This window comes from Kineococcus sp. AC630 (genome assembly GCF_979255925.1).
This window is the reverse complement of record NZ_CEEDMJ010000004.1, coordinates 191,844-208,823: the sequence shown is the minus strand read 5'-3', so window position 1 is coordinate 208,823 and position 16,980 is coordinate 191,844. Positions and strand designations below refer to the sequence as shown.

Here is a 16,980-nt window from a genome sequence, read left to right as displayed (position 1 = left end):
AAGTAGTGCCTACTTACCGCCAGTGAGCAACTCCTGGACGATGAGCGCATGGATGAACTGCAGAACCGCACAGCCCTGGTCACCGGCGCCGCCAAGGGCATCGGGGCACACATCGCCACTGCGCTGGCCGCGGCGGGCGCCTCCGTGGTCGTGAACTACCGCACCGACGCCGCCGGCGCTGCACGCGTCGTCGAGGAGATCACCGCGGCCGGGGGGGAGGCAATCGCCGTGCGCGGTGACGTCGGGCGCCGCAGCGACGTCGACGCCCTGTTCGCCGCCGCCCGCGAGGCGTTCGGACCCGTCGACGTCCTGGTGAACAACGCCGGCGTCGTCACGTTCGCCCCGATCTCGGCCGTGACCGAGGACGACGTCCACCGCCAGGTCGAGACCAACTTCCTGGGCCCGCTGCTGACCATGCAGGCCTTCGCCGCCCAGGACGACCTCGGGCCCTCGGCCTCCGTCGTCAACGTCTCCACCGCCGGCACCTCCACCCACCCCGCGTTCAGCGCCGTCTACGTGGGGACCAAGAGCGCGCTGAACTCCGCGACCCGCGTCGTGGCCAGGGAACTGGCCCCGCGCGGGATCCGGGTCAACGCCGTCGCTCCCAGCGCCTCCGACACCGACGGCACCCGGGCGATGGGCTTCCCCGGTTCCCCCGCGGCCGACGCGGCGGTGGCCGAGATCCCGCTCGGTCGACTGGGCACACCGGCCGACTACGGCCCCGTGGTCACGTTCCTCGCCTCCGACGCCGCGCGGTGGATCACCGGGGAGGTCCTGTTCGCCAGCGGCGGCCAACGGTGACGTGAGCCTCCTCCGACCCCTGGTCGGCGGGGTTTCCGCGACCGCCGACGCGCAGGTCCGCCCGACGTCCCACCCCGTTCGAGACACTGGCCGGGTGCCCGAGCACCGCGGAACGACGTCGCCCACCGATGCCCGGACGGTCCTGGCGGAGGTGAACGCCCAGACCGGTGCGCACTACCGGTGGCGTCGGCGGCTGGACGGTGGTGAGCAGGGCGGAGCGCACGTCGTCGTCGACCGCAGCCGGTCCGTCGTCCTCACGTGGGAGCCGCCGGGTCGCAGGTCCGACCAGCTCCGCCGGGCCTTCCCGGTGGTGGTCCGGGCGACCGCGGGCGGCTGGGCCGCGGCCCGGTGGCTGACCTGCGGGGAACTGGCTGGCGGCGGGACGTTCCTGCTGCAGGAGCACGTGCCCGGTACCCCGATGACCCGCCTCGACCTCGCCGAGGCCCGGGCCGTCCTGGCGGCCAACGAGACGCAGAGCGGGCTGGCGTTCCCCGACGCCCGCGACGACTCCGACCACCTCGACGCCGTCCTGGTGGGCGACCACCCGTGGAAGGCCGACGTGGCGGGGTTCACGCCGGCGGGTGCCGCGCTGGTCCGCCACGGTGACGAGGTCGTGGCCCGGGTCGGCCGGGCGAGCATCCCCCTCGACGACCTGGTGCACGGTGACCACAGCAGTGCCAACGTCCTGCTCGACCGTGACCGCGGTGAGCTGACGGCCACCCTCGTCGACTGCCAGACCGTCGGGCGGGGCAGCCGGGTGCGTGACCTGGCCGACCTCTACCGCCAGACCTTCCTGCACCCCGGGGTGGACGGCGACGGCCGGGACCTCCTGCGGGCGGCGGCGTGCGGCGTGGCGGGGCCGGCGGTGTTCGCCCGGTGCGTGGTGGCGGTCACGTACGACAACCTCGCCTGGTGGGTCGAGCACCGGTCCGCGGCAGAGTTCGACCGGGCGTGCGGGCGGTTGCACCGCCTGTTCAGTGGTCTCGAGGGGACCACCCCCGGACCCGCGTCCCCGTCCGGCCGCGGACGCTAGGAACCGGCGATGCGCTCGCGCAGGACCGGCACCCAGTGCGGCCCGTACTCCACCTGCAGCGTGGGCAGGCGCCAGTCCCGGCCGGTGACCCGACCGCGGCAGGACAGCGCCCGGCACGAGCACGTCATCACGAAGTCGGGGTCGTCCGTGATCGTCGCGTAGTCGAGGGTCAGTTCCTCGCCGGCGGTGACGTCCCGCCGCGCGACGACGGTGCACGGGTCGACCCACCAGGTGTTCGGGTCGCAGCTGTGGTTGCCCGCGCGCTGGGGCGCGTCCAGGGGCAGGACCAGGTTGAGGTCCGTCCCGACGGAGAGCGTGTCCACGTAGGTCCCGGACCTGGCCGCGTCGGCGAAGAGCCGGTGCTGCTCGGCGTCGGAGACGAGGCGCCCGCCGAACCGGCTGACGACCGTGCCGGCGCGCAGGGGGGCGGTCGCGAACAGACCGACCCCCTCGATGGGTGAGCGGTCGACCCGGGCCAGCGGGGTGAGCCGGCAGTCGAGTCCGGGCGGGGACTCCACTCGCTCAGGCGGGCCGGTCCATCCGCAGCCGCCGTTCGGCGCTGATCGTGAAGTAGTTGCTCGGGCCGCCGCCGCGCAGCAGCGGGTCCGCGGCGAGGGTGTCGAAGACCCCGTCGACGAGCACGCTCTCGTCGACGTGCACGACGACGACCTCACCGAGCACCAGCCACGCGTCCACCCCCGCCCCGGCGGCGTCGGTCAGCTCCTGCACCCCGCTGACCCGGCACTCGAAGGACACCAGGCTCTCCGCGACCCGCGGCGGACCCACCTCGAGCGACGCCTCCGGCGTCAACCCGGCGAGGGCGAACTCGTCGACCTCGGGGCCGACCGCGGCGGAGGTGGCGTTCATCCGCTCGGCCAGGTGGGCCGAGGCCAGGTTCCAGACGAACTCGCCGCTCGCCTCGGCGTTGGCGACGCTGTCCTTGCGCCCGATGCTGGAGAACCCGACGATCGGCGGGCGGTAGGCGAAGAGGTTGAAGAAGCTGTAGGGCGCGAGGTTCAGCGTCCCGTCGCTCGCCTGCGTCGAGACCCAGCCGATGGGGCGCGGCGCCACGATCGAGTTCAGCGGGTCGTGGGCCAGGCGGTGGCCTTCGCGGGGTCGGTAGGAGTGCACGAGCCGCGACGCTAGCCGCGTCTCAGCGTTCCAGCACGACGGCCTCGGCGTCCTCGGGGACGGTCGGTCTGTAGCCGTAGCCGTACTCGTAGGCGTAGGAGAACTCCGACGCCTTCGCCGGGACCATCGTCAGCACCCCGCCCAGTACCCGCGCGTCGACGGCACGCAACCGTTCCAGGCCGCGGGTCAGGTGGTCGCGGGTCGTCTTGCCGTGCTTGACGACCATGATCGCCCCGTCGGTCTGGCGGGCCAGCACGGCGGCGTCCGCGACGGGCAGCAGCGGCGGGGAGTCGATGATGACGAGGTCCGCGCGCTCGCGCAGCCGCGTCAGCAGGTCCGACATGTGCCGCGACCCCAGCAGGGCCGCCGGGTTCAGCGGGATGGGACCGCTGGCCAGGACGGACAACCCGGTGTCGCCGTAGGGCTGCAGCACGTCGTCGAGGTCCGCGCGGCCGGCCAGCACCGTCGTGAGGCCGGCGCTGTCCTCGACCCCGAGGTAGTCCGCGACCTTCGGCAACCGCAGGTCGCCCTCGACGAGGATGACCCGCATCCCCGCCGTCGCGGCCGTCAGGGCGAGGTTCACCGCGGTGGTGCTCTTGCCCTCACCGGGCAGCGCGGAGGTCACGACGAGCACCTGGGGCGGGTGGTCGACGTCGGCGAACTGCAGGTTCGTCCGGATCTGGCGCAGCGCCTCCGACTGCGGGGACCGCGATCCCTCCAGCACGAGTTCGGGGCGCGGGCCGCCCGGGCCGTCGGGGACGGACCCGAGGGCGGGGGCGCCGTGGTCGGTGATCGTCGTCAGCGACTTCACGGTCGTGTCGAGCACCTCGCGCAGCACGGCGAGACCGGTCCCGAGGACGACACCGGCGAGCAGCCCGAGGGCCAGCGTCCGGGGCAGGTTCGGCGCGATCGGGTCCTCGCGGACGACCGCGGGCCGCAGCACGCTGACCCGGACCGGGCTCATCGTGTCGGGGGTGGCCTGCTCGAGTTCGCTGACGGCGGTCCCGAAGTGCTTGGAGATCGCGTTCGCCACGTCCACCGCCAGCCTCGGCGAGGACTCGTCGACGGTGACCTCGATGAGGACCGTCCCCAGCGGCGCGCTGGAGTTCACGTGGCTCGCCAGCGCACGGGCCGTCGTCTTCAGACCGAGCTCGTCGATGACGGGCTGCAGCACCTTCGGGCTGGTCAGCACGCCCGTGTAGGACTGCACCCGCTGCTGGGTGAACATGCTGCCCTGCATGAGCGCCGTCGCGTTCCCGGTGTCGTACATCGACACGAACAGCAGGCTGTCCGCGCGGTAGACGGGTGCGCTCGCGCTGAAGGCCCCGACGCCCGCCCCGGCGCCGAGCAGCACCGAGAGGATCACCAGGATCCAGTGCTTGCGCAGCGCGCGCAGGTAGTCGACGAGTTCCACGGACGTCCATCGGCCGTCCCCGTCCGCACCTGACCCCGGCCCCTGGGGCCGGGACCCGGACGGCCGGGCGCGACGGAGGAGGCCTCGGGCCTCAAGTCGACACGCCGGGTGGACGACGATCACGGGGTCAGGCCCGGGCTTCGTGCTATCGGGCGTCCGAGGTGGAGGACCGCGTGACCATGGCCAGTGATCCGAGCACGGGTGTGCGCCCGGCCGATCGCTGGGTCGCGTCCGGGATCGGACGCACCCACGGACCCAGGTCCCAGCTGGGGTTGCTGCTGCTGGCCACCGACGCCGTCTGCGTCCTGGCCGTCGTCCTGCTGCTCGGCCACGACGAGCCCGCCGTCCTGGTCTTCTCCCCCGCCGTGCTGGTCGTCCACGCCTTCGCGGGTCTCCACCAGCCCCGCCTCGACCTCAGCATCCTCGACGACCTGCCCCTCCTGCTCGGCGCGGCCATCGCCGCGGTCGGTCTCGCCTCGATCGCCCAGGGGGCGCTGGGGATCGGGGAGATCGACGGGACCGCGCTGCGAGCCGTCCTCGTTCAGACCGCGCTGTTCACCGTCGCCCGCACCGTCGTGTACTCCGTCCGCCTCCGCCACCGCCTGTCCCGCCGCGTCGCGTTGCGCACCCTCGTCGTCGGCTGCGGTGGCCTCGGTGCCCAGCTCGTCGAGATCCTCGGCTCCGGCGAGCACGGACTGCTGCCCATCGGCTTCATCGACGACGACCCCCGCCTGCCCGCCGCGGTGCGACCGCTGCCCGTCCTGGGCGGCATCGCCGACCTCGAACGGCTCGTCGCGGAGCACGAGGTCCAGATCGTCGTCATCGCCTACTCCAACGCCCCCGAGATGGTCGTCGTCGACGTGCTCCGCGGGTGCCAGGGCCTCGACGTCGAGATCTTCACCGTCCCCCGGTTCTGGCAGGTCACCAACACCCACCGCTTCGTGCAGTCCGTGCGCGGCGTCCCGCTCGTCCGGCTGCGCCGCCCCGCGTTCCGCGCCCAGAGCTGGCGGCTGAAGCGGGTCATGGACGTGACCGCCTCCGCGATCGGGCTGCTCGTCCTCAGTCCGCTCATCGCCGCGTGCGCGCTCGCCGTGCGCCTCGAGGTCGGCCCCGGTGTCCTGTTCCGCCAGGAGCGCGTGGGCATGGACGGCCGGCACTTCCCGCTGCTGAAGCTGCGCACCCTGCGGGTGGACGACGCCGAGTCCGACACCCGCTGGAGCGTGGGCGAGGACAGCCGGGTGGGGCCGCTCGGCCGGTGGCTGCGCCGCCTCTCCTTCGACGAACTGCCCCAGCTGTGGAACGTCCTGCGCGGCGACATGTCGCTCGTGGGACCGCGTCCGGAACGTCCGCACTTCGTCGAGAAGTTCACCGTCGACTACGACGACTACCTCTGGCGCCACCGCGTGCCCGTGGGCGTCACCGGATGGGCCCAGGTCCACGGCCTGCGCGGCGACACTTCGATCTCCGAGCGCGCTCGCTTCGACAACCACTACGTCGAGAACTGGTCGTTGTGGCTCGACGTCAAGATCCTGCTGCGCACCGTCGTCCAGGTCGTCACGGCAGCCGGCCGGTGAAGCCCCTCGTCCTGGTGCTGGGCACCGCCGACTGGGACGCCGTCATCGCGACGAACCAGCACCACGTCAGCGCAGCCCTCGCGCAGCGCTGGCCGGTCGTGTTCACCGAGGGAGCCGGCACCCGGCGACTGCGGCTCTCCGACGCCCGTCGCGTCCTGCGCCGGCTGCGTCCGTCCGTCCCCGTCGCCGGACGTGCGCTCCCGGCCGGGCTCGAGGTCGTGAGCACTCGGCTCGTCCCGCACCACGCCCCCTCGACCCGCGCGGTCAACGCCCGGCTGCTGCGTCGCCAGGTCCGGCGCTGGATCGAGCACGACGGGCCGCGGCTGCTCTGGACCTACACCCCGTTCACCTACGGCCTGGAACGTCACGCCGACGCCGCCGTCTACCACCTCGTCGACCTGCTGCACGAGAACCCCGGCGTGCACCGGGGACGGCTGCTGGCGGCCGAACGCGTCCTCGCCCGCGGGAGCGACCTGGCCGTCGCGACGAGTCCCCTCGTCCAGGCCCACCTCGACGCGCAGGGGTTCACCCGGACGACGTGCCTGCCCAACGTGTGCGACGTCGACCTCTTCGCCGCGGCCCGCGGACGCGGTGTTCCACGTGGAACCATGGTCGTCTTCGCCGGGACGCTGGCCCCGCACAAGGTCGACCTGGCACTGCTGGCCGACCTCGCCGCCTCCCTCGGGACCGCGCGACTGCGGTTGATCGGGCCTGTGACCGACTCCGCCGCAACGGATCCCGCGTGGTCACGGCTGATCGCCGCCGGCGCCGAGATCGTCGGCGCCCTCCCCGCGGCAGCGCTCGCCGACGAACTCGCCGCCGCCACGGTCGGGATCGTGCCCTACCTCGTCTCGCCCCTCACGGTGGGCATCAGTCCGCTGAAGACCTTCGAGTACCTCGCCGCAGGACTGCCCGTCGTGAGCACACCGTTGCCAGCCGTCACCGCGGTTCCGGGCGCGGTGTTCGTCGCCGATCGCGAGGCGTTCGTGCGCCAGGTCCTGCACGTGCTCGCCGTCGACGACCCGTCGCGACCCGAACGCGTCGCCGCGGTGGCGCAGGGACAGGACTGGACCTCACGGGGACGGGAACTGCGGGCGCTCGCCGGGGCGCTGCTCGCGGCGTGAGCCGGTCGGGTGGAGACCTCGTCCGCCGGCGGGCGGGTCTGCCGGGGCCCTGGAGCGAGCCGCGACCCGCCGAGACCGCCGGCTGAGAGCTCAGGCCGCCGTGACCTCGGCGACGAGGAAGCGGACGGAGCTGACGACGGCGGCCGCGAGGTTGCTCACCGAGCCCCAGACGTGCAGGGCGGGAGAGTCGATCGTCACGACGACGACGGAGCCCCCTGCGGGGTGCGGGATGTGGACGTCGAACCGCCCGTGGTCGAGGAACGGTCCGTCCTCGGCGGGCGCGGGGTCCGGCGCGAAACTGCGCCGCTCGAACCGGGTGTCGACGACGGCCGGCCCGCAGGGCAGGTCCAGCCAGCGGACGTCCGCGGGGCCGTCCGCCGGAGAGTGCCTGCGCTGCAGCAGTTCCAGGATGCCGCGGGCGGCGACCTCGGGGTCGTCGTGCGCCGACGGCGAGCGCGACACCGACAACGTCACCGGGGCGATCCCGCCCTGCTCATCGCCGAGCAGCCCCAGGGCGGCGAACCCGACCTCGATCGGGGCCGCGGCCTGGGCGCGCAGCAGCACCAGGATCCGGGTCGCGACGACGAGGCGGTGCTCGTCGCCGCCGTGCGGCAGCAGCCCGGTCACGAGGTCCTCGAACGCGTCGGGGTCGGGCATCCCCTCGGCGTCGAGGTCGAGGGGGAGGGCGTGGAAACCCGCCGGGACGACCAGTTCCAGGCCGAGGTCGTCGACGGGGTTCACCGGGAGGCTCCCTGGACGGCCGCGACGAACGGGTCGCTGGGGTGGGGCTCGCGCGGGTTCGCTGCGGCCCAGGCCTTTCCGGCGACCATGGTCGCCATCTTGACGTGGGCGTCGACGAGGTTCGCGGCGGCGCTCGCGGTGTCGTCGATCACCAGTCCCGCCACGGCCGGGACCTTCTTGCCGATCACGCCCGCGACGACGTTGATCCCCTTCGTGCCGACGATCTGACCGGAGCCGAAACCGACCTGCGTGTTCGCGACGACGGACTTGGCCCGGTCGGCCAGCCCTCCGGGTCTCACCGTCACCGCCACGACCTTTCCCCCGACCACCTCCTGGATCGTGCCGAGGGGCTTCTGCAGCACACCGGGAGCCTTCTCGGCGAGCTCGGTGGTGAACACCTTGGCCGCCCACGGGACCTTGGCCGCAGCCTTGTCCACCGTGACGGCTCCGCTGAGCCGGGTCGACGCGGCGGCGGCCTTCACCAGCCCCTCCGTACCGGCGCCGACGGCCTTCACCCCACCCACGACACCCTTGATCCCGGGGAGGAGACCGAGAGCGTCCAACCCGATGGTCGTGAGGCTCACGTCGGCGCCCGCGAGCTTGGCGATGCCGTGAGCGGTGAATGCGCCCGCGCTCGTGAGCAGGGCCCCGGCTGCGAAGACCGCGCCGACGGGTTCGATGGCCGCGGTCAGGATCGCGAGGGTCGCGAACACCGACGACAGCGTCGAGAGCGCGTCCCCGACGGCGGCGAAGTCGTCGGCGTGGTCCTTCACCCAGTCCCAGGTCTTCTCCCAGCCGTCGGCGACGGTGTCGGCGATCTGCTGCCAGAGGTGGTGCTGCAGCGCCTGGTCGGCGGCCTTCTCGAGCGCGGCGCCGACCTCGTCGGCGGCGTCGAGGTAGCGCTGGTGCAGGTCCAGCGAGCGCTTGCGGACGGCCGTGAGCCCCGCCTGGGCGGAGTCGACGGCGTCGGCGAGCTCCCCGACGACCCGCGCGGTGTCCTCGGGAGCCGTGACGCGGGGCTGGTTCCGGGCGGCCTGCGCGGCGCTGACCCCGGCCGCCGCGGTGGCCGCCTCGCGTTCGAGCTGGTCGGCCTCGGCCTGGAACGCGGCGAGCTGGGTCTGCCAGCGCAGCAGCGCGTCACGCCCGGTGTCGAAGGCGTCGCGGGCCCGTTCGACCAGCGGCAGCAGGTCCTGGTGGGTCTGGTCGACGAAGGCCTGGGCCGCCTGGCCGCGCCACTCGCCGGCCTCGATGCGGCGCAATCGGCCGGCGGTGTCACCGAGGCCGCCCGCCAGGTCGCGCAGGGAGCCGGCGAGGGAGCCGGTGCCGTGCACGTCGCCCGGGGTGGGGTCGGCGCCGAGGTGGGGGAAGCTGCGCACGGTCACCGGCACGACTCCGAGAGCCTGGTGTCGACGTCGGCGAACGTCTTCTCGATGACGTCGAGGTCGGCGGTCGCCGTCCCGACCTGGTCGGCGAGCCTGCCGAGGCCGTGGTTCCAGTCGTCGGAGAAGTCCTCCAGGCGCCGGATCAGCTTCGGGGCCCCGAGCGCAGCGGTGTCGTGGCCGCCGAGGCGGCGGCGGGCGGTGCTGAGGTCGTCGGCGACGCAGCGCAGGTCACCTCGCAGGGAGGTCACGGCGGCGTCGGTCAGGCGCAGGTCGGACACGGGAACCTCTCGAGACGGGTGGCTGGGCCACCACGGTCACCCGCGGGCCGGTCTCGCGGGGCTCGATCCCCCCGTGGTCCGCCCGATGGCGCAACGGACCTCACCCACCCGTCGGGGACCGCTCACGTTTCGTACCCGCCCCGTGACGCCAGGGCCTTCGCCCGCTCGGGTGCCGCTCGCCCGTTCGGCCCTGGGACGGCGGTGAGCTGTTCCATCCTGGAGCCATGGCCCGTGAACTCCCCTCGCTCGAGCAGTGGCTGCCGACCGCCCGGCCGGTGGCGAGCGTCACCCTCGACGCCTCGCTCCGTCCTGCGTGGCTCGTCGACGCCGCCGGTGACCGGCTCGACCCCCGGGTGCTGGGCTGGGTCCGCATCCCCGCGGACGACGCACCGCTGGATCCTCCCGAGCAGGACCGGTCGAGTGCCCTGACCACCGCGCTCGAGATCGGTGGCGTCGTCGTCGCCGGGGTCGGAGTCCTCGGGCTGGTGGCGTTGATGGTGGTCGGCGACGCCGCCGGGGCGGCCACCGGGTGGTCCTCGGGGGGCTCCGGCAAGGACGAGTTCGTCCCGCCGGAGTCGTGGGGGCGGTGGACCGAACGTCGTGAGGTGGAGTGGGTGCACGCTCCGGCGCTGCGGTTCGTCGAGGGCGGGGTGCTGACGGGGCTCCCGCAGACCATCGACGTGAAGCGCAGCGACAAGAGCGGGATCCTCCCGCGCGAGCGCCTCGTGCTCAGGGCCGGGGAGGAGCACGTCGAACTCTTCGTCCAGCGCCGTTCCCGGGGTCGCTACCGGTGGCGCTCCACCGACGTCCTCGCGTCCCGGCCCGTCCCGACGCGCTGCGAACCCGACTGGCGGGTGGCCTACGGCGAGATCGCCGGCGCGGAGTTGCTGGACACGTCGAAGGGGCAGGACGGTTCGGAGAGCCGGCGGGTCGTCCTCGCGCTGACCTTCGCCGACGGGAGCGCGCTGCACCTGCGACTCGAGAGCGGACAGGAGAACCGGGTCGCGCAGGTCGTGCGGCACCGCGCAGGCCTGCCCGGCCCGTGGCGCGAGACGGAGCTCGCGGACCAGCGCTGAGGCGTGCCGCACCGCAGGTCCAGGTGTGCGACCAGCCCCGGACTCGCGGCGATCCTGGCCTCCGGAGCGCGCCGAGGCGCATGCTGGTCCCATGACCGACGCGAAGGACCCGCGGGCCCGGTTCAGGACCCTGCCCGACCCCGTGCGCCTCGAGGACACCGTCGAGACCCACGACCCGTTCCCCCCGACGCCCGACCCCGCCGAGGCCCAGGACCCCAACCGCGCCGCCGCACTGCGCTGGCCGCTCTGACTCAGCGCACCAGCGCGAGGACGACCCGGCGCCACGGCGCCAGCACCAGCACCGCGACCGCGAACACCGCCAGCACGCACCCGCCGACGGCGACGAGCCCCGGCCACCCCCGGGCGGGGGCCCACGCGCACGCACCCCACGCCACCAGCGCCACCGGAACGCACGCCCCGACCCACCGCCACAACGTCCGCGAGACCCCGAGCACGTGCGCGGCGACGGCGGCCGTCACCACGGAACCCGCCGACGCGGCCAGCCCCAGGGTCACCGGGCCCAGCAGCGCGTGCAACGACACGTTCACCGCCAGCGTCACGACCAGTCCCGCCAGCAGCGACCCCGCCGCCACCGTGTTCTCGTTCGCCGCGTTCAGCGCCTTCACCAGCACGTACGCGCACGACTGCGCCCAGAAACCCAGCCCGAAACCCGTCAGCACCGACGCCGACGTCGCCACCGCGCCCGCGTCGAACGCACCGCGGGCGTAGAGGACCTCCACCACCTGCGAACTCCCCACCGCCAGCACCACCGAGACCGGCGCGACGACCAGCAGCAACCCCGGCAGGATCCCGGCCAGGCGCTCGCGGGCGACGGTCGTGTCCAGACCGGACAACGCCGCCAGCCCGGCCAGGCCCAGCGGGACGGCCAGCAGGTTCACCCCCGTGCTCGCCACGAACCGGGCGTAGTCGACGGCCGCGACGACCTGGTCCCCGAGCAGCGAGGCGACGATCCGCTCGGTGACGACGGAACCCTGCAGCACGAGGGGCAGCAGCAGCAACGGCCGCAACCGTCGCCACAACCGCCCGAGCAGTTCCCGACCGCCCACCCCCGAGACCGGGGGCAGGAACCCGCGGCGGCGCACCGACGCGTACCCCCAGGCGTGCAGGACGACGTAGGCCGCGGCGAAACCCCCGGCCAGGACGACCGGCTGGTGCAGCACCCAGGCCAGTCCCAGCGACGCGAGCATGCCGAGGTTCTGCGCCGTCGCCCGGGCGCTGGAGAGCCGGAACCCGTCGTGGGAGATCTCCAGGTAGCTCAGCAGCGAGAACTGCAGGTAGCTGGGGATGCCGACGGCCATCACCCGCAGGAACTCCGCGGACGCCGTCGCCGCGCCGGCGTCGAGGCCCGGCGCGAGCAGGTCCACCGCCGGTCGGGCGAGCACGAGCAACCCGACGGTGAGGATCCCGGACAGCACCCAGAGGGCCGTGCGCAGTCCGTGGAACAGCGTCGCCGCCCGGGCCGGATCGGTGCTCAGGAGTTCCTTGTGCAGCGGCAGGAACCCCGCGGTGAGCACGTCGGCGGTGAAGAAGTCGACGGGCACGAGGGTCCCGGTCTGCGCGACACGGGTGGCGGTCGCCGGGACCCCCGTGCCGTAGGCCGCGGCCAGCAGCACCTCGCGCACCATCCCCAGCAGTTTCCCCGCCAGACCGCCGAGCACGAGACGCTGGACGGCGGCCCGCATCAGCCGCCGCCCAGCAGGTCCGCGTAGCGCGCCGCGACCCCGGCGAGGTCATACCCCGCGGGCAACAGCGAAGTCGCCGACCGCCCCCGCGCGAGGACGGTGCGGACCGCGTCCAGCAGCGCCGTCGGGTCGCTCGCGTCGGCCCGGGTCACGGCGTCGCCGGCGCCGGCGACCTCCGCCGTGGTCAGGGCCGTCACGGCCGGGGTCCCGCAGGCCAGGGACTCCAGGACGGCCATCGGCAACCCCTCCCGCCACTGCGAGGTGAGCAGCGAGACGTCGGCGGCCGCGTAGAGGGCGGGTACGCGTTCCCGGGCCACGGAACCCAGGAACCGGACTCGTGCGGAGACCCCGAGTTCCCGGGCGAGGTGTTCCAGCGCGGCGCGGTCGGGGCCGTCACCGGCGAGGACGAGAAAACCGTCGAGCCCGGACAGCAACCGCACCGAGCGGTCGGCGCGCTTCTGCGGGTGCAACCGGCCGGCCACCAGCAGCAGGGGAGGACCGGTGGGGATCGACAGCTCCGCCCGCAGCCCCGCAGCCGCGGCGGGGTCGGGACGGAACACCGCACCGTCGACCCCGTTGGGCAGCAGGTGGATCGGTGGCATCCCGACGAGGCTGCCCAGCGGTGCCCGGGAGAGCGACCGTTCCACGCTGGGGCCGATGGCCACGACGTCGTCGAACTTCCGGTACGTCGCGACGTCGCGCAGGAGTCCGCGGACGTTGCGGACCGCGGACGCCGTCGGCCGCAACCGGTGGCTGCCGAGCTTCGAGGCGAGTTCCATGACGGAGGTGCCGTGCGCCTGCATGACCGCGCGGGCGCCGGAACCGGCGACCAGGTCCACGCCGGAGAACGCCCCCGCGCTGATCGAGAGGACCCCGCCCACGTCACCGTCGGAGAGTTCCTGCGCGAGCGCTGCGCGGGAGGCTCGCCACCACGCCGCGGAGTAGCGCCCGCTCGGAGTTCCCGGCAACGCCCGCAGCCGCACCCCGTCGAGCACGAAGTCGTCGGGACGCCCGGGAACGGAGGTGGTCAGCACCGTGACCGCCGTGGTCCGGGCGAGTTCCCGGCACAGGTCCCAGGCCACCGACTCCATCCCGCCCACGTGGTGCACGGGCAGGCCGCGGGTCACGACGACGACGCGCTTCACCGCCGCACCAGCCCGTCGAGGAGCCCTTCGAGCCGCGCGGTCCGGGTCCGGACGTCGAACTCGCGGGTGACGTGCTCGCGGGCCGCGGAACCCAGCCGTGCGGCGAACCCCGGGTCGTCGAGGACCCGGCGCAGCGCAGCCGCCAGCGCGACGGGATCCGCCTCCGCGACGAGCAACCCGGTGACCCCGTCGAGGACGGCGGAGGGGATCCCGCCGTGCCGGCTGGCGACGACGGGCCGCCCCAGCGCCCCGGCCTCCAGCAGCACCTGACCGAGTCCTTCCTGGTCACCGCTGGGCGCCGTCGTCGAGGGCAGGCACAGCACGGCGGAACGGGCGACGAGCCCCAGCGTCGAGGCGTTGTCGAGGCGTCCCGCGAACCGCACGCGGTCGGTGAGGCCGAGGGAGGCGGTGAGGGCCCGCAGGTCCCCGAGCAGCGGTCCGTCGCCCACGCACGTCAACCCGACGCCGGGGAGTTCCGCGAGCGCCCGCAGCAGGTGGACGTGGCCCTTCTTCGGGACGAGTCGCCCGACGTGGACGATCGTGCGGGGTTCGGGTTCCCCGGCGTCGGGGAGCTTCCGCAGGTCCAGTCCGAGGTGGTGGGTCACGGTGCGGTCCGCGGGGAAACCCCGGTCCAGCAACCGGGTGCGCAGGTGTTCGGAGACGGGCAGGAACAGCTCACCCTGGCGGGCCAGCCGCGCCCGGCGGCGGGCGTACGTCACCCAGGACGGCGTCCGGGCGCGCAGCAGCGCGGCCGTGGTGGTCGTCGCGTCGAAACCGTGGAACACGGTGGCCAGCGGGACGCCCGCCCGACGCGTGGCGGGCAGGACGCAGGAACCCTCGACCCCGAAGTGGGCGAGGACGGCGTCGACCCGGAGTTCCCGCAGCAGCCGGGTCATCGGGGCGGACCCGAGGCCGGCGGTGTGGGCGGCCGCCCCGTGCTCGAGGAACCGTCCGTCCAGTCCGGCGGGCAGGGCGTCGCGGGAGAGCAGGACGGGTTCCCAGCGCGTGAACGCCCGGGCCTGTTCCAGCACGAACGTCTCGGAGGCGAGCCCGAACGTGTGCCGCAGGACGGCTACGCGGGGCACGTCGCCTCCTGGGGTTCGGCGGCCCGGGCGGCCTGGACCCGGGTGGCGACGAGGGCCAGCAGCATGGCCAGCAGGATCATCGACTTCGACTCGCCGTAGATCGCGGTGTTGTCGCCCATGCCGTGGATGAGCACCCACCACCACGCCCCGAGGGCGAACGCTGCCGTGCGGGCGACGGGGGTTCCCACGGTGACGACGACGGTGCGGGTGAGGACGACGAGGATCGTCACCGCCATCGCCAGCAGGGCGGCGACGCCGGGCAGTCCGGCGGCGGACCAGGCGGCGATGAAGAGGTTGTGCGGGGGCAGGGTCGTGATGCCCAGGGACGCGAACTGCGCGATCGTGAGGTCCCAGCCGCCGTGGCCGAGGCCGAGGACGAGGTGTTCGCGGAACATCTGCAGCGCGAAGTCCCACATGGGCTGCCGGCTCTCGAGGCTCTCGGTGGACGCCTCGGCGTAGCCGGGCACGAACTTCTCGAGGACGCCGGGGAGGACCCACGCGCCGAGCCCGATCGCCCCGGCGGCCTGCGGGAGGAACCACTTCGCGTTGGGCCGGCCGAGGACCTGGACGCCGCGGACGGCGACGGGCAGCAGCAGCGCCAGCGCGGCCGCGGTCTTGGAACCGGTGGCGAACGTGGCCGACCAGCAGACGAGGGCCCCCGCGGCGTGGAACCGGCGGCGGAGCCCGCGCTGACCGACCCCGAGGGCCAGGAAGGAGAACGTCGCGACGCCGAGGAACATCGACGACACGTTGGCGTTGATGAAGAACCCGCCGGCCTTGTCGGGGTCGGTGACGTTGTTGGCCGACCCGTTGAAGAACGCGGTGATCGCGTCGGGACCCACGACGAGCGTCGCGAGCGGGGAGTGCAGGAACGTCGCCTCGACCGCCGGCAGCAGCCGGAACGTCCAGACCAGGACGGCGTTGAGCAGGGCCCAGAGCAGCACGACGGTGAACGGCCCGGTCAGCGCCCCGGGTCTCGACCGCTCGACCCGCGTCGCGTAGAGGACCAGGAAGAGGAACGACACGATCCGGGCGACCTCGAGGATCCCGTACATGGGCACGGGCGACCAGGCGATGGCGATCCCCTCGGCCAGCGCCAGCAGCAGCACCACGCGGAACACCGGGTCGCGCACGGGGAGCTCCTTGCGCTCCAGCAGCCAGCAGACGGCGATGAGGATGACCCAGCACTGGCTCAGCGGCAGCGACAGCTTGCCCAGCGGCCCGACGAACAACTGCGGCACGGCGAGGAACGCCGCCACCGACAGGCGGGTCCGGTCGGAGGCGGTGACGCAGAACAGCAGGCCGGTGAAGGCCCCGGCGGCCGCGAGTCCCAGTTCCAGGATCACCCGCGCCCCCCGGCGTGGTGGTCGACGAAGGCGGCGACCTCGTCGCGGAAGCGGGTGACGTCGAAGACCTTCGCCCGGTCACGGCAGGCCGAGGGCAGGCAGTGCTCGGCGCGCGCCACGGCGCCCGCGAGCGTCTCGACGTGCAGGTCCTCCACGAGGGCCCCGCTCACCCCGTCGAGCACGGTCTCGCCGGAACCTCCGCGGGCGGGTGCGACGACGGGGGTCCCCGAGGCCATCGCCTCGACGGGCACGATGCCGAAGTCCTCCACCGTCGGGAACAGCAGCACGCTCGCCCGGCGCAGCAGTTCGCGGACCTGTGTCCGGGTGGGGGAGTCGAGCACGAGCACGGGGACCGGGCTCGACGCCGCGCGCTCGCGCAGCTGCGCGAGCAGCGGCCCCCGACCGGCCACGACGACCGCCCGCCCGAGGCGTTCACCGACGTCGATCGCCGCGAGGTGGTTCTTGTAGGGCACGAACCGGCCCAGGGCGAGGAGGAACCCCGGTGGCAGGTCGAGGGTGTCCGGCGCCTCGTCGGCGAAGGAACCCACGTCGACGGGTGGGTGGATGACGACGGCCTCGCGGTGCCAGAACCGTTCGACGCGGGCGGCGACCTCGGCGCTGTTCGCGGCGATCGCGGTCAGCCCGGCGGCGGCCCGGCGGTCCAGCGCGGACAACGCCCGGCGCGCCGGGGCCAGCAGCGGTGACGTGCCGCGACCGTCGAGTTCGGGGCTCCACACGTAGCGGGCGGGGGTGTGGACGTAGGCGAGGTGCACCCCGTCCGGGGCGACGAGCCGGTTGGAGGTCGCGAAGGCGTGGTGGGAGGTGAGGACGAGGTCGTAGCCGCCCTGGACGTCGCGCGCGTGCGCCCACCAGGCCGGGGCCATTAGCGGCAGGGCCAGCGCCCGCTGTCCCCGGAGGGCGTCGAGGGCCGTCGTCCGCACGCGTCGCCCGCCGAGGTCGAGGACGACGCCCGGTTCGGCGCTGAGGGCGTGCAGGTCGGCGTCGGGGAACTGTCCCGCGAGGACCTCGAAGACCTGTTCCGCCCCGGCGCGCGCCGCGATCCACTCGTGCACCAGCGCGGTACGCGGGTGGCTGCGGGACCTCGGGGGCGTCGGCATGACACCCACCGGTCGGCACCCGGCCCGCG

Annotated in this window: 17 protein-coding genes; 6 read left to right on the top strand and 11 right to left on the bottom strand. The window is 73.9% G+C overall.

Translation table 11 applies throughout. The features are described 5' to 3' along the window. The first annotated feature begins 48 nt into the window (after positions 1-48). Positions 49-801: an SDR family NAD(P)-dependent oxidoreductase gene (locus AC0I8G_RS06290; RefSeq protein WP_471729179.1), complete on the top strand. Its 753-nt coding sequence runs from the start codon at positions 49-51 to the stop codon at positions 799-801. A 94-nt stretch (positions 802-895) separates the two neighbouring features. Next, positions 896-1,834: a phosphotransferase family protein gene (locus AC0I8G_RS06285; RefSeq protein ID WP_471729178.1), complete on the top strand. Its 939-nt coding sequence runs from the start codon at positions 896-898 to the stop codon at positions 1,832-1,834. On the opposite strand, the gene AC0I8G_RS06280 is transcribed toward AC0I8G_RS06285, so the two are convergent. Genes AC0I8G_RS06280 through AC0I8G_RS06270 form a run of 3 tightly spaced genes read right to left on the bottom strand, consistent with a single transcriptional unit; the run spans position 1,831 to position 4,379 of the window. Then, positions 1,831-2,352 carry an SET domain-containing protein gene (locus AC0I8G_RS06280; RefSeq protein ID WP_471729177.1) on the bottom strand — a complete coding sequence of 174 codons (522 nt, stop codon included), beginning with the start codon at positions 2,350-2,352 and terminating at the stop codon, positions 1,831-1,833. The two genes, AC0I8G_RS06285 and AC0I8G_RS06280, sit on opposite strands and share 4 nt — an antisense overlap. 4 nt (positions 2,353-2,356) lie before the next feature. Next, positions 2,357-2,965, bottom strand: a complete 609-nt coding sequence (locus AC0I8G_RS06275) for a flavin reductase family protein (protein WP_471729176.1) — start codon at positions 2,963-2,965, stop codon at positions 2,357-2,359. Positions 2,966-2,987: 22 nt separating this feature from the next. Further along, positions 2,988-4,379 (bottom strand): tyrosine-protein kinase domain-containing protein, encoded by a 1,392-nt coding sequence (locus AC0I8G_RS06270; protein WP_471729175.1) that lies wholly within the window; start codon positions 4,377-4,379, stop codon positions 2,988-2,990. Between the two features lie 179 nt (positions 4,380-4,558). Here AC0I8G_RS06270 and AC0I8G_RS06265 point away from each other — a divergent pair, with 179 nt between their 5' ends. Both AC0I8G_RS06265 and AC0I8G_RS06260 read left to right on the top strand, forming a co-directional pair. After that, positions 4,559-5,953, top strand: a complete 1,395-nt coding sequence (locus tag AC0I8G_RS06265) for a sugar transferase (protein ID WP_471729174.1) — start codon at positions 4,559-4,561, stop codon at positions 5,951-5,953. Next, the gene (locus tag AC0I8G_RS06260) at positions 5,950-7,077 is read left to right on the top strand and encodes a glycosyltransferase (RefSeq protein WP_471729173.1); all 1,128 of its coding nucleotides are present in this window, start codon (positions 5,950-5,952) and stop codon (positions 7,075-7,077) included. The genes AC0I8G_RS06265 and AC0I8G_RS06260 overlap by 4 nt, the downstream gene beginning before the upstream one ends. A 90-nt stretch (positions 7,078-7,167) precedes the next feature. On the opposite strand, the gene AC0I8G_RS06255 is transcribed toward AC0I8G_RS06260, so the two are convergent. From AC0I8G_RS06255 to AC0I8G_RS06245, 3 genes are read right to left on the bottom strand one after another with little or no spacing between them, the layout of a single operon-like run. Next, positions 7,168-7,818, bottom strand: coding sequence for a hypothetical protein (locus tag AC0I8G_RS06255; protein WP_471729172.1), 651 nt, complete (start codon positions 7,816-7,818; stop codon positions 7,168-7,170). Continuing rightward, complete coding sequence (locus tag AC0I8G_RS06250; protein ID WP_471729171.1) at positions 7,815-9,200, bottom strand: hypothetical protein; 1,386 nt, start codon at positions 9,198-9,200, stop codon at positions 7,815-7,817. The genes AC0I8G_RS06255 and AC0I8G_RS06250 overlap by 4 nt, the downstream gene beginning before the upstream one ends. Beyond that, positions 9,197-9,478 carry a hypothetical protein gene (locus AC0I8G_RS06245; protein WP_380259483.1) on the bottom strand — a complete coding sequence of 94 codons (282 nt, stop codon included), beginning with the start codon at positions 9,476-9,478 and terminating at the stop codon, positions 9,197-9,199. Before AC0I8G_RS06245 ends, AC0I8G_RS06250 begins: the two co-directional genes overlap by 4 nt. A 224-nt stretch (positions 9,479-9,702) precedes the next feature. Between AC0I8G_RS06245 and AC0I8G_RS06240 the strand changes: the two genes are divergently transcribed. Together AC0I8G_RS06240 and AC0I8G_RS06235 are read left to right on the top strand one after the other, a co-directional pair. Then, positions 9,703-10,554: a hypothetical protein gene (locus tag AC0I8G_RS06240; protein ID WP_471729170.1), complete on the top strand. Its 852-nt coding sequence runs from the start codon at positions 9,703-9,705 to the stop codon at positions 10,552-10,554. Between the two features lie 91 nt (positions 10,555-10,645). Beyond that, positions 10,646-10,804 (top strand): hypothetical protein, encoded by a 159-nt coding sequence (locus AC0I8G_RS06235; RefSeq protein ID WP_328293708.1) that lies wholly within the window; start codon positions 10,646-10,648, stop codon positions 10,802-10,804. A gap of 1 nt (position 10,805) precedes the next feature. On the opposite strand, the gene AC0I8G_RS06230 is transcribed toward AC0I8G_RS06235, so the two are convergent. The 5 genes from AC0I8G_RS06230 to AC0I8G_RS06210 are packed head-to-tail and all read right to left on the bottom strand — an operon-like array spanning position 10,806 to position 16,951. After that, on the bottom strand, positions 10,806-12,257 hold the full coding sequence (locus AC0I8G_RS06230) for a lipid II flippase MurJ (protein WP_471729169.1): 1,452 nt from the start codon (positions 12,255-12,257) through the stop codon (positions 10,806-10,808). Further along, positions 12,257-13,402, bottom strand: a complete 1,146-nt coding sequence (locus AC0I8G_RS06225) for a glycosyltransferase family 4 protein (RefSeq protein WP_471729168.1) — start codon at positions 13,400-13,402, stop codon at positions 12,257-12,259. Before AC0I8G_RS06225 ends, AC0I8G_RS06230 begins: the two co-directional genes overlap by 1 nt. Then, positions 13,399-14,487, bottom strand: a complete 1,089-nt coding sequence (locus AC0I8G_RS06220; RefSeq protein WP_471729167.1) for a glycosyltransferase — start codon at positions 14,485-14,487, stop codon at positions 13,399-13,401. Before AC0I8G_RS06220 ends, AC0I8G_RS06225 begins: the two co-directional genes overlap by 4 nt. Further along, positions 14,475-15,833: an O-antigen ligase family protein gene (locus AC0I8G_RS06215; RefSeq protein ID WP_471729166.1), complete on the bottom strand. Its 1,359-nt coding sequence runs from the start codon at positions 15,831-15,833 to the stop codon at positions 14,475-14,477. The genes AC0I8G_RS06220 and AC0I8G_RS06215 overlap by 13 nt, the downstream gene beginning before the upstream one ends. Further along, positions 15,830-16,951 carry a glycosyltransferase gene (locus AC0I8G_RS06210; RefSeq protein WP_471729165.1) on the bottom strand — a complete coding sequence of 374 codons (1,122 nt, stop codon included), beginning with the start codon at positions 16,949-16,951 and terminating at the stop codon, positions 15,830-15,832. Before AC0I8G_RS06210 ends, AC0I8G_RS06215 begins: the two co-directional genes overlap by 4 nt. Positions 16,952-16,980: the final 29 nt, after the last annotated feature.